The following is a 14,819-nucleotide window of genomic DNA, read 5'->3' as shown; positions in this document are numbered from 1 at the left end:
CTCGCCCGCGTCCGGGCCGGGGTCCCGGGGCGGCGGCGCCCGTCCGGGTCCTGCGCCTGGCACGGGCGCGGACCTCCGGACGGGCGCCCGCGCTCCGGCAGACGCCCATGCGCCAGCGGAGAGGGGGCGCATGCACACGGCGGGCGCCTGCACTCGGGTGGGCCGTCGCAGGTCGGGGGAGCATGGTCGGCGGGGGCCTCGGGGTCTGTGCACCCGTGACTATCCGCCGTCCTGTGAGGGTGGTCACCCTTGTGTACATTTCGTTCACGGCGGCGGGTGGACGAAAGGGGCGGACGTGCGGCGTCCGGGATGGACGGTGCCGAGCGGCTGGAGCCTTGCCCGGCAGCTCCTCGTGCTGCAGGCCGCGATCCTCGGGCTGCTGGTGGCGGTCGGCGTGACCGCCGCCTACGTGGACGCGGGCCAGTCCGCCGACGAGGCCGCCGGGCGGACGGTGACCGCCGTCGCGATCAGCATCGCCGCCGGGCGCGACGTCCGCGCGGCGCTCGCCACCCGCGACCCGAGCCGGTCGCTCCAGCCGTACGCCGAGCGCGTCCGCCGCGACACCGGCGTCGACTTCGTCACGATCATGAGCCCGGCCGGGATCCGCTACACGCACCCGAACCCGGCGCGGATCGGCGGCCACTTCGTCGGCAACACCGCGCCCGCCGTCGCCGGGCGGACGTTCACCGAGACCTACACGGGCACGCTCGGCCCGTCCGTCCGCACGGTGACGCCCGTGTTCGACGACGGGCACCACGTGGTGGCGCTGGTCGCGGTCGGCATCACGATCCGGGTGATCACCAAGGAGCTGCGGCACCGGCTGTACTACCTCGGCGCGGTCGCGCTCGCCGTGCTCGCCGCCGGGATCGCGGGCAGCTACCTCGTGTCGGCCCGGCTGCGCCGGCAGACCCGCGGCGTCGCGCCCGGCGAGCTGAGCGACATGTTCGAGTACCACCGGGCGATCCTGCACGCCGTCCGGGAGGGGCTGCTGCTGCTCGACCGGGAGGGACGCGTCGTCCTCTGCAACGACGCCGCCCGCGAGCTGCTCGACCTGCGCGGCGACCCGCGCGGGCGCCCGGTCGCCGAGCTCGGCCTGCCGGGCGAGCTGGTCGCGACCCTCGTCTCGGCGGAGCCCCGGTCGGACGAGATCCACGTCGGCGACACCCGCGTCCTGGTGGTGAACACCTCGCCCGTCCGGTCGCGGGACAGGGCGCGCGGCAACGTCGTCACGTTGCGCGACCACACCGAGCTGCAGGGCCTGACCGGGGAGCTGGACACCGTCCGCGGCTTCGCCGAGTCGCTGCGCTCGCAGGCCCACGAGGCGGCGAACCGGCTGCACACGGTGGTGTCGCTGGTGGAGATGGGACGTCCCGAGGAGGCCGTCGCGTTCGCCACCGCCGAGCTGGAGACGGCGCAGCGGCTCACCGACCGGGTCGTCGGCTCGGTGTCGGAGCCGGTGCTCGCCGCCCTGCTGCTCGGCAAGTCGGCGGAGGCGGGGGAGCGCGGCGTCGAGCTGGTCGTCGCCGAGGACACCGTGATCGACGGCGTGGTGGAGCCGCGCGACCTCGTCACCATCCTCGGGAACCTGATCGACAACGCGGTGGACGCGGCCATCGAGGGCGCCGGGGAGCGTCCGCCCCGGGTCGTGGTCGGCGTCCGCCGGGACGCGGGCGGGCTCGTCCTGGAGGTGGCCGACAGCGGTCCCGGCGTGGACCCGGCCGCCGTCCCGGAGATGTTCCGGCGCGGCTGGACGACCAAGACGTCCGGCGGCCCGGTCGGGCACGGCCTCGGCCTCGCCCTCGTCGGGCAGGCGGTGCGGCGGCACGGGGGCGACGTCCGCGTAGGCTCCGGGCCGGGAGGCGGCGGCGCGGTCTTCACCGTCCGGCTCCCGTTGGAGACGCCATGATCCGGGTGCTGATCGTCGAGGACGACCCCGTCGCCGCCGAGGCGCACCGCTCCTATGTCGAGCGGGTCGCGGGGTTCAGGGTGGAGGGCGTCGTCCACTCCGGGGCGGACGCGCTCCGGTTCTGCGAGCGCAACCCCGTCGACGTCGTCCTGCTGGACTTCTACCTGCCGGACACGCACGGCTTGACCGTGTGCCGGGCGCTGCGGGCCGGGGGCAGCGAGGTCGACGTCATCGCGGTCACGTCCGCGCGGGACCTCGCGGTGATCAGGTCGGCGGTGTCGGTCGGGGTCGTCCAGTACCTGCTCAAGCCGTTCACGTTCGCGTCGCTGCGGGACAAGCTCGTCCGGTACGCGGCGTTCCGCGAGCAGGCGGGCGGCGCCGGGGAGGTCGCCGGCCAGGCCGACGTGGACGGCATGCTCGCCACCCTGCGCACCCCCGACCACCGCTCGCTGCCGAAGGGCATGAGCGCGGAGACGCTCCAGGCGATCACCGAGGTGCTGGCGGGCGCGGCGGGCGGGCTGTCGGCCGCCGCGGCGGCCGACCTCGCGGGCGTGTCCCGGGTCACCGCCCGCCGGTACCTGGAGTACCTCGCGGAGAACGGGCTCGCCCGGCGCAAGCCGCACTACGGGCAGGTCGGCCGTCCGGAAGTGCGCTTCTACCCGCGGTAGACGGGGTACGCATGTGACGACCGTGAAACGACATCGGGGGGAGTCGTCGTGAACGAGAAGCCTGGCCGGGCCGAGGACGAGACGACCGGGAGCACCGGCACCGACCGCGGGAAGCGCCCTCCCGCCGAGGGCGAGCCCCGGCCTGACCAGCCCAAGCGGAAGCCGGGCGACGCCGCCCGCAAGATGCGCCAGATGTTCAAGGGCGCCGACCGCGCCCGGACGTCGGAGCGATCGTCCCGATCCTGACGAGAGCTTTGACGTTTGTTGGGCGTCGATCGCGGTCCACCGGACTAACGTCCGAAGGGAACTGACGTCGAGGGCGATGAGGGGGTGCGCTTGTCCGATCTTCCGGCTTCGGGCGGCTCCACCAGGGGGCCCTTGGACGTACGTAGGGAACAGACGGACCACGGCATGGGCCCCTCCCGCTGAGCGGCCCGATGGCCCGGGGGTCGCGGCGACAGAGCCGCGACCCCCGGGTTCTTTCGTGCGCGGGTGACCCCGCGAACACTCCCGGAATGCGATAGAGAAGGGGGATCTGCCGGAAGGGAGTCGGATGTCCGCGAAGCCGCTGGAGGCGGGGGATCCCCCGCTCGTCGGTCCCTGGAGGATCCTCGGACGGATCGGGGAGGGCGGGCAGGGCGTCGTCTACCTCGGCTCCGGGCCGGGCGGCGAGCGCGTCGCGGTCAAGGTGCTGCGCGACCTCGACGCGGACGCGCGCCGCCGCATGGAGCGCGAGGTGGAGGCGGCCCGCAAGGTCGCGCCGTCCTGGACGGTCCGCGTCCTCGACGTCCGGCTCGACTCCACCAGCGCCTACGTGGTCAGCGAGTACGTGGACGGGCCGTCGCTCCAGGCGGCGGTGAAGGCCGACGGGCCCCGGCGCGGCGAGGCGCTGGACCGGCTGGCCGCCGACACGGCCGCCGCGCTGGCCGCCGTCCACGAGGCGGGCGTGGTCCACCGTGACTTCAAGCCGCACAACGTCCTGCTGGGCCCGGACGGCCTGCGCGTCATCGACTTCGGCATCGCCCGCGCGCTGGACGTCACGTCCTCGCTCACCAAGGGCCCCATCGGGACCCCGGCGTACATGGCGCCGGAGCAGATCGAGGGGCGTCCCGCGACCGCCGCCGCCGACGTGTTCGCCTGGGGCGCGACCATGGTCTACGCGGCGACCGGGCACCCGGCGTTCGCGCGCGACTCCGTCCAGGCCCTCTTCCACCAGATCCTCAGCGAGGAGCCCGACCTCTCCGGGCTCGACGGGCGGCTGCGCCCGATCGTCGCGTCGTGCCTGGCGAAGGATCCGGGCATGCGCCCGTCCGCCGCCGAGCTGGTCGGACGGCTCCAGGCGCCCGCCGCGTGGGCGCCGCCGGTCGCCGTGCCGCCGGTCGCCGTGCCGCCCGGCCCCGTGCCGTCCGGCCCGGTGCCGCCGGACACCTCGCCGCCCGGCACCCTGCCGCCGACCGGCCCGCCGCCGATCACGCATCCGCCGATGAGCGTCCCGCCGCAGACCGCGCCGGCCGCGCCGCCGCGCAGGCGCCGCCTCTGGGTCTGGCTGGCCCCGGCCATCGCGCTGCCGATCAGCGCGGCGATGATCGCGGGCGGCGTGTTCGCCGTCCAGCGGCTCTTCCGGCCCGACGACGCCGTGGACGCCCTGCCCGGCGACATGTGCCGGATCTACGACTCCGACGAGGGCCGCACGATGCTCCGCGGCCTCGGCGCCGCCGACGGCAAGCGGATCCCGCAGAGCAGCCGCGACGGCTACGGGGAATGGCGGCTCTGCGCCTTCGGCACCGCCAGGTTCCCGCCGAAGGACACCTTCCAGATCCAGCTCAACCTCTACAACCGCGACGATCCGAAGAAGGGCGTGAAGGAAGCGCGCTACGCGCTCCACGGGGGGACGAACTTCGGCTGCACCACCCCGTCCGCCGACAACGGCATCGGCGAGGAGAGCTGCGAGGGCCTGACCAAGGACTCCTGGGCGCAGGTCGTGGCGCGCCGGGGCAACGTGATCGCCATGGCCACGTGCTCGGCGCGCGACATCGGCGCCGCCGACCGCGAGGCCCTGCGCCGCGCCGCCGCCTTGGCCCTCGACGAAGCCTTCTGACGCCCCGCCCCGCCGCGTCCCGCCGCGCCCCGCCGCGCCCTCAGCACTCGATGACGTTGACGGCGAGGCCGCCCCGCGACGTCTCCTTGTACTTGTCGAGCATGTCGCGGCCGGTGTCGCGCATCGTGGCGATGGCCTTGTCGAGCGAGACGAAGTGGCGGCCGTCGCCGCGCAGCGAGATGCGGGCCGCGCTGATCGCCTTGATCGCGCCGACCGCGTTGCGCTCGATGCACGGCACCTGGACGAGCCCGCCGACCGGGTCGCAGGTCAGCCCGAGGTTGTGCTCGATGCCGATCTCGGCGGCGTTCTCCACCTGCTCCGGCGTCCCGCCGAGCACCTCGGTCAGCCCGGCGGCGGCCATCGAGCAGGCCGACCCGACCTCGCCCTGGCAGCCGACCTCCGCGCCGGAGATGCTGGCGTTCTGCTTGAACAGCACCCCGATCGCGGCGGCCGTCAGCAGGAACCGGACGATCCCGTCGTCGTCGCAGCCCGGCACGAAGCGCGCGTAGTAGTGCAGCACCGCCGGGATGATCCCGGCCGCGCCGTTGGTGGGGGCGGTGACGATCCGCCCGCCCGCCGCGTTCTCCTCGTTGACGGCCAGCGCGTACAGGGTCACCCAGTCCATCGCGTGCAGCGGGTCGCCGGGCTTCTCGGCGGTGAGCTGGCGGTGCAGCTGCGGCGCCCGCCGCCGCACCTTCAGCCCGCCGGGCAGCAGCCCCTCGCGGGTGCAGCCGCGCTCGACGCAGGCCGCCATGACGCCCCACAGCTCCAGCAGCCCGGCGCGGATCTCCTCCGGGGTGCGGCCGAACGCCCGCTCGTTCTCCAGCATCAGCGCCGACACCGAAAGGCCCGTCTCGCGGCACCGGTCGAGCAGGTCGGCGGCCGTGTCGAACGGGTGCGGCAGGACGGTGTCGTCCGGCTTGATCCGGTCGGCGCCGGTGGCGGTCTCGTCCAGGATGAACCCGCCGCCGACGGAGTAGTACACCTTCGAGCGCAGCTCGTTGCCGTCGGCGTCCAGCGCGGTGAAGCGCATCCCGTTGGGGTGGCCGGGCAGCGACTCCTTGCGCTCGAAGACCAGGTGCTCGCCGACGACGAACGGGATCTCGTGGTCGCCGAACAGGCGCAGCTCGCCCTGAGCGCGGACGCGCTCCATCCGCTCTTCGACGCCGTCCACGTCGACGAGTTCGGGCTTGTCGCCCTCCAGCCCGAGGATGACGGCCTTGTCGCTGCCGTGCCCTTTCCCGGTCAGCCCGAGCGACCCGTACAGGATCGCCCGCACGGACGCCGTCTTCTCCAGCAGCCCGTCCCGGTCCAGGCCCCGCGCGAAGCGGTGCGCCGCCGCCATCGGGCCGCCGGTGTGCGACGACGACGGGCCGATGCCGATCTTGAAGAGGTCGAAAACGCTGATGGCCATGAGGGGTGCCTCCCCGATCGCGGCGCCCCCTCCCGCGCGGGGAGGGGGCGCCGGGACGTCACAGGTCCGGGTACAGGGGGTGCGCGGCCGCGAGCGCCGAGACCCGCGCCGCGAGCGCGGCCCGGTCGAACGACGGCTGCAGGGCCAGCGCGATGACGTCCGCCACCTCGGCGAAGTCGGCGGCGGTGAAGCCGCGGGTGGCGAGCGCGGGCGTCCCGATCCGCAGCCCGGACGTCACCATCGGCGGGCGCGGGTCGTTCGGCACGGCGTTGCGGTTCACGGTGATGCCGATGTCGTGCAGGCGGTCCTCGGCGTCCCGGCCGGTGAGCTCGGAGTCGACCAGGTCGACCAGGACGAGGTGGACGTCCGTCCCGCCGGTCAGCACCTTCACCCCGGCCTTGGCGGCGTCCTCGGCGAGGAGGCGCTCGGCGAGCAGCTTCGCGCCCTCGACGGTGCGCTCCTGCCGGTCCTTGAACTCCTCCGACGCGGCGATCTTCAGCGCGACGGCCTTCGCGGCGATCACGTGCTCCAGCGGCCCGCCCTGCATGCCGGGGAACACCGCCGAGTTGATCTTCTTGGCGTGCTCCTCGCGGGCGAGGATCAGCCCGCCGCGCGGCCCGCCGAGCGTCTTGTGCGTGGTCGTCGTGACGATGTCGGCGTGCGGGACGGGCGAGGGGTGCAGCCCCGCCGCGACCAGCCCGGCGAAGTGCGCCATGTCGACCATGAGCAGCGCCCCGACCGAGTCGGCGACCTCCCGGAACTTCGCGAAGTCGAGCCGCCGCGGGTACGCCGACCAGCCCGCCACGATCATCTTGGGCCGGTGCTCCTCGGCGAGCGCGGCGACCTCGTCCATGTCGACCAGGCCGTCCTCGGCGCGGACGTGGTAGGGCACCACGTTCAGCACCTTGCCGGAGTAGTTCAGCCGCATCCCGTGCGTGAGGTGCCCGCCGTGCGCGAGGTCGAGGCCGAGGATCGTGTCGCCGTGCTGCAGCAGGGCGAAGTAGACGGCCGTGTTGGCCTGCGCCCCGCTGTGCGGCTGGACGTTCGCGTGCTCCGCACCGAACAGCGCCTTGGCCCGGTCGATCGCGAGCTGCTCGGTGACGTCGACGTGCTCGCAGCCGCCGTAGTACCGCCTGCCCGGATACCCCTCGGCGTACTTGTTCGTCAGGACGGAGCCCTGCGCCTCCAGCACCGCGACCGGCGCGAAGTTCTCCGACGCGATCATCTCCAGGGTGGACTGCTGGCGCCGCAGCTCGGCGGCGACCGCCGCGGCGACCTCCGGGTCGGCCGCGGCCAGCGGGTCGTTCAGGCCCACGGTCAGCCCTCCTCGATCAGCTTCTCGTAGGCCACCGAGTCGAGCAGGTCGCCCGGCTCCGCCGACAGCCGCACCTTGAACAGCCAGCCCTCGCCGTACGGGTCGTCGTTGATGACCTTCGGGACGTCCACCACGGCCGAGTTGATCGCGGTGATCTCGCCGCTGACCGGCGAGTAGATGTCGCTGACCGACTTCGTCGACTCGACCTCGCCGCAGACCTCGCCCGCCTCGACGGCGCCGCCCTCGCCCACCTGGAGCTCCAGGTAGACGATCTCGCCGAGGGCGTCGGCGGCGTGCGCGGTGATGCCGACGGTGACGATGTCGTCCTCGCCGCCGAGGCCCGCCACCCACTCGTGCTCCTCGCTGTAGCGGAGCTGCTCCGGAACGCTCACGATCACTTCTCTCTTCTCTGTACGGGGTTCGCTGCGGGGGGACGGGCGGTCCCGCGCCCCCGGGACGGCTTTCTTCAGGAACGCTTGTAGAACGGCAGGTCGACCACGTCCACCGGCTCCTGCCTGCCGCGCACGTCCACGGCGAGGCCGGTCTCCGCGGCGCCGCTGTCGAGGTACGCCATGGCGATCGGCGTGCCCAGTGTGGGCGACGGCGCGCCGCTCGTCACGACCCCGCACGGCGTGCCGCCGGACGCGACGACCCGATACCCCTTCCGCGGCGCCCGACGCCCCCGCGCGACCAGCCCGACGAGCCTGCGCCCCGGCGGGGTCTGCGCCTGCGCCGCGAGGGCGGCCTTCCCGACGAAGTCGACGGTCTTGTCCAGCTTCACGACCCGGCCGAGACCCGCCTCGAACGGGGTGGTCTCGGCGGTCAGCTCGTTGCCGTACAGCGGCATCCCCGCCTCCAGACGCAGCGTGTCGCGCGCGGACAGCCCGGCCGGGACGACGCCGTCCACGGCCGCGAGCGCGTTCCACAGCGGGACGGCGTCGGCGGCGTCGACGAACAGCTCGAAGCCGTCCTCGCCGGTGTAGCCGGTGCGGGCGACGAGGGCGTCGACCCCGGCGACCCGTCCGGCGAGGATCGCGTAGTACTTGAGGTCGGCCAGCGGCGCGTCGGTGAAGCCTTCGAGAATCTTCTGCGAACGCGGGCCCTGGAGGGCGATCAGCGCGTACGCGTCGGACCTGTCGTCGACGGTCGCGTCGAAGCCGGAGGCCCGCTCGGTCAGCGCGTCCCGCACCACGTCGGCGTTCGCGGCGTTCGCGACCACCATCCACGTTTCGTCGGCGAGGCGGTAGACGATCAGGTCGTCGAGGACGCCGCCGTCCGGTCCGCAGATCATCGTGTAGCGGGCTTTGCCGACCTTCATCGGCGACAGGTTGCCCACCAGCGCGTAGTCGAGCGCGGCGCCCGCGCCCGGCCCGGCGAGGAAGATCTCCCCCATGTGGGACAGGTCGAACAGGCCCGCGCCGGTGCGGACGGCCTGGTGCTCGGCCGTCTCGCTCGCGTAGCGCAGCGGCATCAGGTACCCGGCGAAGTCGACGAGGTTCGCGCCGAGGCCCTCGTGGACGTCGTGCAGCGGCGTCTTCTTCGGGTCCCGCACAGCGGATTCGGCGTCGTTGTTGTCGGCGGACATGGGTTCGGCTCCTTCGTCACGGGCGCGCGCGGTCCAATCGTCCCACCCGCGCACCGGGCGTCTCGGTGCCTCCCCCTCTGTCATCGGCGCCTGAGAGCTTCACCCGTCCCGGCGGGGCGGGCTTTCACCTTCGGCGGAGGACCTGGTCCCCGCTTTCCAGAGGTCGCCTGGCCCGTGCGGTCCGTGGGCCTGAGAGGTTCCGGGGAGGATTTGCTCCTTCGGCGTCCCCCGCCGGCTGCGAGGGACTCTCCCGCACGGGATAGTCGGCTGCGGGCAAGGCTAGCAGTTCCCTTTGTCCATGCCCTATCGCTGAGCTCGTGCGTTGAACCGAATGCGGGCCCGTGACGTACCCTAAGACGGTTGCTGGAGATCACCCTGGGTGCGCGGGGTGCACGACCCGGAGGGGCAATCCGCATGGCCTACCTGGCTGGAGCGTTGATCCTGTTCTTCGGCCTGCTGGTGTCCATCGCCCTGCACGAGCTCGGGCACTTCTCGTTCGCCAAGCTGTTCGGCGTCCGCACGACCCAGTTCATGGTCGGCTTCGGCCCGACGATGAAGTCGTGGCGCCGCGGCGAGACCGAGTACGGCGTGAAATGGATTCCGCTCGGCGGCTACATCCGCATGATCGGGATGCTGCCGCCGCGCCGCGGCGACGCCCCCGGCCAGGTCCGGCGGATCAGCACCGGCCCCTGGCAGGGCCTCATCGAGTCCGCGCGGGGCGCGGCGCTGGAGGAGGTCAGGCCCGGCGACGAGGACCGCGTCTTCTACGCCAAGAAGTGGTGGCAGAAGGCGCTGATCATGGTGGGCGGGCCCGCGATGAACCTCGTCTTGGCCGTGGTGTTCTTCTCGATCCTGCTGATGGGCATCGGGACGAGCCAGCCGCAGCCGGTGATCCGCGAGGTCGCCGAGTGCATGGTCCCGGCGAGCCAGTCCGCCGACGTCAAGGGCTGCCCGGCGAACGCGCCCGCCACCCCGGCCAAGCAGGTCGGGCTCAAGCCCGGCGACCGGATCGTCGCGTTCGGCGGCGAGAAGATCGGCGACTACCGCGAGCTGCAGGAGCTGATCCGCGGGGACGGCGGCAAGACGGTGCCGATGACCGTCCGGCGCGACGGGCGCGACATCACGCTCACCGTTCCGATCACCCGCAACCAGATGTACGACCTGAAGGACGAGGACAAGGTCGTCAACGTCGGCTTCCTCGGCATCACGCCGGACAGCGCCGTCGAGCGGCAGGGCCCCGGCGCGGTCGCGAGCACGATGGGCGACCTCACCACGCGCACGGCGGGCGCGCTGGTGCGGATGCCGCAGAAGATGGTCGGCGTCTGGAACGCCGCGTTCGGCGGCGACGAGCGCGACCCGAACGGCCCGATCGGCGTCGTCGGGGTCAGCCGGATCGGCGGCGAGGTCGCCGCGTCCCAGGAGTTCACCGGCACGCAGAAGATCTCCTACTTCGTGATGCTGCTCGGCTCGCTGAACCTCGCGGTGGGGCTGTTCAACCTCGTCCCGCTGCTGCCGCTGGACGGCGGCCACATCGCGGGCGCGCTGCTGGAGGCGATCAAGAAGGCGTTCGCCCGGGTCTTCCGCAGGCCCGACCCCGGCTACGTGGACGTCGCCAAGGCCCTCCCGGTGACCTACGTGATGGCGGCCGTGCTGATCGTCATGGGCGGGCTGCTGATCTACGCCGACCTGTTCAACCCCGTCCGCGTCACCGGATAGCCGTCACCGGATAGCCGTCACCGGTTAGCCGTCACGGGGTGGCCGTCACAGGTCCGTCGGGAGGTCGCCGGTCTTGAGGAAGGCGTCCAGCGCGGCGCGGTAGGGCGCGATGTCGAGGCCCTGCCCGGCGAGCCACTCGTCCGACCCGTAGGTGCCGGTGTAGCGCTCGCCGCCGTCGCAGATCAGCGTGACGACGCTGCCGCGCTCCCCGCGCGCCCGCATCCCCGCGATCAGCTCCGCCGCGCCCCACATGTTCGTGCCGGTGGAGCCGCCGACGTCCCGGCCGCTGACCTCGCTCGTCCAGCGCATCGCCGCGATGGACGCCGCGTCCGGCACCCGGATCATCCGGTCGATCACCGTCGGCAGGAACGACGGCTCGACGCGCGGCCGTCCGATGCCCTCGATCCGCGAGCCCGCCGCCGTCCGCTCCGGGTCGCCGTCGGCGTAGGAGCCGTGGAACGCCGAGCCCTCCGGGTCGACGACCGCGAGCCGCGTCTGGAACCGCCGGTACCGGACGTACCGGCCGATCGTCGCGGACGTCCCGCCGGTGCCCGCGCCGACCACGACCCAGGACGGCTCCGGGAACCGCTCCAGCCGCAGCTGCTCGAAGATCGACTCGGCGATGTTGTTGTTGCCGCGCCAGTCGGTGGCGCGCTCGGCGTAGGTGAACTGGTCCATGAAGTGGCCGTCGCACCCGGCCGCGAGGCGCCGCGACTCGGCGTAGATCGCGGACGGGTCGTCCACCAGGTGGCAGCGCCCGCCGTAGAACTCGATGAGCTGGATCTTCTCCGGGCTGGTGGACGCGGGCATCACCGCGACGAACGGCAGCCCGAGCAGCCGCGCGAAGTACGCCTCCGACACCGCCGTCGACCCGCTGGACGCCTCGATGATCGTCGTGCCCTCGCGGATCCAGCCGTTCGCCAGCCCGTACAGGAACAGCGACCGCGCCAGCCGGTGCTTCAGCGACCCCGTCGGATGGACGGACTCGTCCTTCAGGTACAGGTCGATGCCCCACTCGGGCGGCAGCGGGAAAACGTGCAGGTGCGTGTCCGCGCTGCGGTTGGCGTCGGCGTCCACGAGGCGAACGGCCTCGGCGACCCAAGCGCGTCCGCCCGGATCACAACGGTCGACGATCCGATCCAAAGTTGCCCCCCCGACGTCTCATCAGGGGTCCCACGATATCCGTGCATGTCGCCGGGCATCATGGAGGCTGCGGGGGGCAGATTGATCGAGATGTTCGACGAGCGGATCGTGGAGACCGGGCGGCTGCCGCTGTTCGGCTTCTTCGTCGCGTTCATCATCACGTTCGTGCTGACCAGGGTGAACGTCCGGATGATCCGGGCGGACGTGCGCTGGTTCCGGAACGTGACGGCGGGCGACGTGCACATCCACCATGTGGTGTTCGGGGTCGTGCTGATGCTGGCGGGCGGGGTGGCGAGCCTCGCCGTGCCGGACGGGCACGTCCGCTTGGAGCTGGCCGCGGCCATCGTGTTCGGGATGGGGTCCGCCCTCGTCCTGGACGAGTTCGCCCTGATCCTGCACCTCAGCGACGTCTACTGGACGGAGAAGGGCCGCGCGTCCGTCGACGCCGTGTTCGTCGCCATCGCGGTGACGGGGCTGCTGCTGCTCGGCGTCCGGCCGTTCGGCTACGAGGGGCTCGGGCTCGACTCGGGCGGCGAGGTGCTCAGCCGCCTGTACGCGGCGTCGCTCGTCGTCAACCTGGCGCTCGCGGTGATCACGCTGCTCAAGGGCAAGATCTGGACGGGCCTCATCGGGCTGTTCGTGCCCGCGCTGCTGGTCGTCGGCGCGGTCCGGGTGGCGCGGCCGGGGTCGCCGTGGTCGCGGTGGCGCTACGACGCGGGGTCGCGCCGGTACCAGCGGGCCGTCCGGCGGGAGAAGCAGTACCGGCGGCCGCTGATCAACGGCAAGATCTGGGTGCAGGAGTTCATCGCCGGACGGCACGACCTGATCCCGCCGGAGCTGCTGCAGCGCCGCGCCGACGCGTCCGACCGGGCCCGCCGCCGGCTGCGCGGCGGGCGCTCGCCCGCCCGCGCCCGGCGCCGCGCCGCCGCCCGCGCCGAACGCCGCGCCGCCGCCCGGTCGGACCGGCGGGCCGCCGTGCGCGCGGAGCGCCGGGCCGCGGCCCGCGCGGGCCGCCGGTCGCCGGGCCGCCGCACCGGGCGCCGCAAGGCGGCCTGGGCCGAGCGCCGCGCCGAGGCGCGCGAGCGGCGCCGCGCCCTCACCCGCAACCGCGCGCTCGCCCGGGAGCGCGGGAGGCCCGCGTCGCGGCTGCGGATGCGCGCCGCGTCCCGGCGGGCGCGCCGCGCCGTCCCCGAGGAGGAGCCGCCGTCGCCGAGCGCCACGCGGCAGGAGCCGTCGGCTAGTCCATGACGGGCGCGACGGCGCGGACGGTGTCGATCGTGTCGGCCTCCGCCGCGGACTTGTCCGGGCGGTAGCGCAGCACGCGGGCGAACCGCAGCGCGATGCCGCCCGGGTAGCGGGGGCTGCGCTGGACGCCGTCGAACGCGATCTCCACGACCAGCTCGGGACGGACGTGGACGGTCCAGTCGTCCTCCCGCACGGCCAGCTCGCGCAGCTTCGCCGTCTGCCAGGCGAGCAGCTCGTCGGTGAGCCCCTTGAACGTCTTGCCGAGCATGACGAACCCGCCGGTCTCGGGGTCGCGGGCGCCGAGGTGCAGGTTGGACAGCAGCCCCCGGCGCCGCCCGTGCCCCCACTCGACGGCGAGCACGACGAGGTCGAGCGTGTGCCGGGGCTTCACCTTGATCCACCCGGCGCCGCGCCGCCCGGCCGTGTACGGGGTGTCGAGCGACTTGACGACGACGCCCTCGTGGCCGCGCGCGACGGCCTCGTCGAAGACCTCCTTGGCCCGCGCCGGGTCGGCGGTGACGACGCGCGGCATGCGCAGCCCCTCCGGGACGACCTCCGCGAGCGCCGCGCCGCGCTCCGCGCCCGGCGCGTCGAGCAGGTCGCGCCCGTCGAGGTGCAGCACGTCGAACAGGAACACCGCGAGCGGCACCGTGCCGGTGGTCTTGGCGGTGCGGGTGGCGGTGCGGGCGGACGTGACCTGGAACGGGTGGGGGCGCCCGTCCGGCCGGAGCGCGATCAGCTCGCCGTCGAACACCGCGTCGCGGACGGGCAGCTCCCGCACCGCCGCGACGACCTCGGGCAGCCGGGCGGTGATCTCGTCGAGCGTCCGGGTGAACACGCGCACCTCGCCGCCGGCCACGTGGATCTGGGCGCGGATGCCGTCGAGCTTCCACTCCACGGCGGCCTCGGCCTTCAGCTTGCCGAACGCCGCGTCGAGGTCGGGCGCGGACGCCGCGAGCATCGGCTTGATCGGCCGGCCGACCTCCAGCGCGAAGCGGCGCAGCCCGGCCACGCCGTCGGCGAGCGCGGCCGTGGCGACCGGGCCGAGCGAGCCGCGCAGCATGACCGCGCGCCGCACCTCGGCCGCCGGCACCTCGGCCGCCGCCGCGATCGCCTCGGCCATCACGCCGTCCAGCGCGCCCTGCCGCAGCTCGCCCGCCAGCAGCCTGATCAGGAAGTCCTGCTCGGGACGGGTGGCGCGGCCGAACAGCGCCGCGAGCAGCTCGCGCCGCCGGGCGACCGACCCGGCCCCGGACACCGCGCCGATCTCGGTGAACGCCGCGTCGACCGCGAGGACGGTCAGCGACGACTCCGGCGCGGGCGGCGGGACGTCGCGCAGCGCCGCGTACCCCACCCCGATCTGGCGCTGCGGCAGCTCGCCGGACAGGTAGGCCACCACGACCGCGGCCTCGCCCGGTTCGGCCGCGCGCAGGCACTCCGCGAGCGACGCCACCTTGGCCTTGCGGCCCGCGGTCGCGGCGACGTCCGCCGAGGTCCGGGCGATGTCGGCGATCAGCATCCCTCCATTGTGACCACGGGGTCTGACATCGGGCCCGGCCAGGGGGCCTGGTCAGCGGGCGCGGTCCTGACTACCTTGACGGGAGGCGGACCGGGAAGCGCACGGGGGAGGGGGATCGGGGTTTGGGCCTTCAGCGTCCTCCGGACCCGTTCGACCGGGTCTATTCCGCGCCCGAGCCGCCGTCGCCGGGCCGCCGCCGGTCGCGGCGGG

General features: G+C 73.8%; 12 protein-coding genes and 2 riboswitches. Of the genes, 6 read left to right on the top strand and 6 right to left on the bottom strand.

Annotated elements, in window-relative coordinates; all coding sequences use genetic code 11:
• Window positions 1-295 precede the first annotated feature (295 nt).
• The 4 genes from ACH01S_RS40980 to ACH01S_RS40965 all read left to right on the top strand — a co-directional run bounded on the left by ACH01S_RS40980 (window position 296) and on the right by ACH01S_RS40965 (window position 4,672).
• Window positions 296-1,906 (top strand): sensor histidine kinase, encoded by a 1,611-nt coding sequence (locus ACH01S_RS40980; RefSeq protein WP_246236385.1) that lies wholly within the window; start codon window positions 296-298, stop codon window positions 1,904-1,906.
• A complete protein-coding gene (locus ACH01S_RS40975) occupies window positions 1,903-2,574 on the top strand; it encodes a response regulator (protein ID WP_067905604.1) in 672 nt (223 codons plus the stop codon). Before ACH01S_RS40980 ends, ACH01S_RS40975 begins: the two co-directional genes overlap by 4 nt.
• A gap of 48 nt (window positions 2,575-2,622) precedes the next feature.
• The gene (locus tag ACH01S_RS40970) at window positions 2,623-2,820 is read left to right on the top strand and encodes a hypothetical protein (protein WP_067905602.1); all 198 of its coding nucleotides are present in this window, start codon (window positions 2,623-2,625) and stop codon (window positions 2,818-2,820) included.
• Between the two features lie 307 nt (window positions 2,821-3,127).
• Entirely contained in the window at window positions 3,128-4,672 is a 1,545-nt protein-coding gene (locus ACH01S_RS40965) for a serine/threonine-protein kinase (RefSeq protein ID WP_067905600.1), read from the top strand.
• 40 nt (window positions 4,673-4,712) lie between these two features.
• On the opposite strand, the gene ACH01S_RS40960 is transcribed toward ACH01S_RS40965, so the two are convergent.
• The 4 genes from ACH01S_RS40960 to gcvT form a co-directional block, all read right to left on the bottom strand.
• On the bottom strand, window positions 4,713-6,086 hold the full coding sequence (locus tag ACH01S_RS40960) for an L-serine ammonia-lyase (protein ID WP_067905598.1): 1,374 nt from the start codon (window positions 6,084-6,086) through the stop codon (window positions 4,713-4,715).
• A 58-nt stretch (window positions 6,087-6,144) separates the two neighbouring features.
• Window positions 6,145-7,401, bottom strand: a complete 1,257-nt coding sequence (glyA, locus tag ACH01S_RS40955; RefSeq protein ID WP_281289132.1) for a serine hydroxymethyltransferase — start codon at window positions 7,399-7,401, stop codon at window positions 6,145-6,147.
• Between the two features lie 2 nt (window positions 7,402-7,403).
• Window positions 7,404-7,793 (bottom strand): glycine cleavage system protein GcvH, encoded by a 390-nt coding sequence (gene gcvH / locus ACH01S_RS40950; protein ID WP_067905610.1) that lies wholly within the window; start codon window positions 7,791-7,793, stop codon window positions 7,404-7,406.
• Between the two features lie 74 nt (window positions 7,794-7,867).
• Window positions 7,868-8,986 carry a glycine cleavage system aminomethyltransferase GcvT gene (gene gcvT, locus ACH01S_RS40945; protein WP_067905596.1) on the bottom strand — a complete coding sequence of 373 codons (1,119 nt, stop codon included), beginning with the start codon at window positions 8,984-8,986 and terminating at the stop codon, window positions 7,868-7,870.
• Between the two features lie 74 nt (window positions 8,987-9,060).
• Window positions 9,061-9,149: riboswitch (glycine riboswitch) on the bottom strand.
• A 4-nt stretch (window positions 9,150-9,153) separates the two neighbouring features.
• Window positions 9,154-9,249: riboswitch (glycine riboswitch) on the bottom strand.
• A 151-nt stretch (window positions 9,250-9,400) separates the two neighbouring features.
• Between gcvT and ACH01S_RS40940 the strand changes: the two genes are divergently transcribed.
• Window positions 9,401-10,702, top strand: coding sequence for a M50 family metallopeptidase (locus ACH01S_RS40940; protein WP_067905594.1), 1,302 nt, complete (start codon window positions 9,401-9,403; stop codon window positions 10,700-10,702).
• A gap of 45 nt (window positions 10,703-10,747) precedes the next feature.
• Here ACH01S_RS40940 and cds1 read toward each other — a convergent pair whose 3' ends face one another.
• On the bottom strand, window positions 10,748-11,845 hold the full coding sequence (gene cds1 / locus ACH01S_RS40935) for an L-cysteine desulfhydrase Cds1 (protein ID WP_067905592.1): 1,098 nt from the start codon (window positions 11,843-11,845) through the stop codon (window positions 10,748-10,750).
• A gap of 90 nt (window positions 11,846-11,935) precedes the next feature.
• Between cds1 and ACH01S_RS46485 the strand changes: the two genes are divergently transcribed.
• Entirely contained in the window at window positions 11,936-13,093 is a 1,158-nt protein-coding gene (locus ACH01S_RS46485; RefSeq protein WP_255220391.1) for a hypothetical protein, read from the top strand.
• On the opposite strand, the gene ACH01S_RS40925 is transcribed toward ACH01S_RS46485, so the two are convergent.
• Window positions 13,083-14,609 carry an ATP-dependent DNA ligase gene (locus ACH01S_RS40925; protein WP_067905588.1) on the bottom strand — a complete coding sequence of 509 codons (1,527 nt, stop codon included), beginning with the start codon at window positions 14,607-14,609 and terminating at the stop codon, window positions 13,083-13,085. The genes ACH01S_RS46485 and ACH01S_RS40925 overlap by 11 nt on opposite strands.
• Between the last annotated feature and the right edge of the window lie 210 nt (window positions 14,610-14,819).

The organism is Actinomadura chibensis NBRC 106107 (genome assembly GCF_001552135.1).
Lineage (GTDB): Bacteria > Actinomycetota > Actinomycetes > Streptosporangiales > Streptosporangiaceae > Spirillospora > Spirillospora chibensis.
The sequence above is the reverse complement of the archived record's forward strand: the minus strand, read 5'-3'. Positions and strand labels throughout refer to the sequence as shown.

Excerpts from the sequence above, each read along its gene's own strand:
- ACH01S_RS40975 (WP_067905604.1), top strand. The coding sequence starts at position 1,903 with ATGATCCGGGTGCTGATCGTCGAGGACGACCCCGTCGCCGCCGAGGCG.
- ACH01S_RS40965 (WP_067905600.1), top strand. The coding sequence starts at position 3,128 with ATGTCCGCGAAGCCGCTGGAGGCGGGGGATCCCCCGCTCGTCGGTCCC.
- ACH01S_RS40960 (WP_067905598.1), bottom strand. The coding sequence starts at position 6,086 with ATGGCCATCAGCGTTTTCGACCTCTTCAAGATCGGCATCGGCCCGTCG.
- gcvT (WP_067905596.1), bottom strand. The coding sequence starts at position 8,986 with ATGTCCGCCGACAACAACGACGCCGAATCCGCTGTGCGGGACCCGAAG.
- ACH01S_RS40940 (WP_067905594.1), top strand. The coding sequence starts at position 9,401 with ATGGCCTACCTGGCTGGAGCGTTGATCCTGTTCTTCGGCCTGCTGGTG.
- ACH01S_RS46485 (WP_255220391.1), top strand. The coding sequence starts at position 11,936 with ATGTTCGACGAGCGGATCGTGGAGACCGGGCGGCTGCCGCTGTTCGGC.
- ACH01S_RS40925 (WP_067905588.1), bottom strand. The coding sequence starts at position 14,609 with ATGCTGATCGCCGACATCGCCCGGACCTCGGCGGACGTCGCCGCGACC.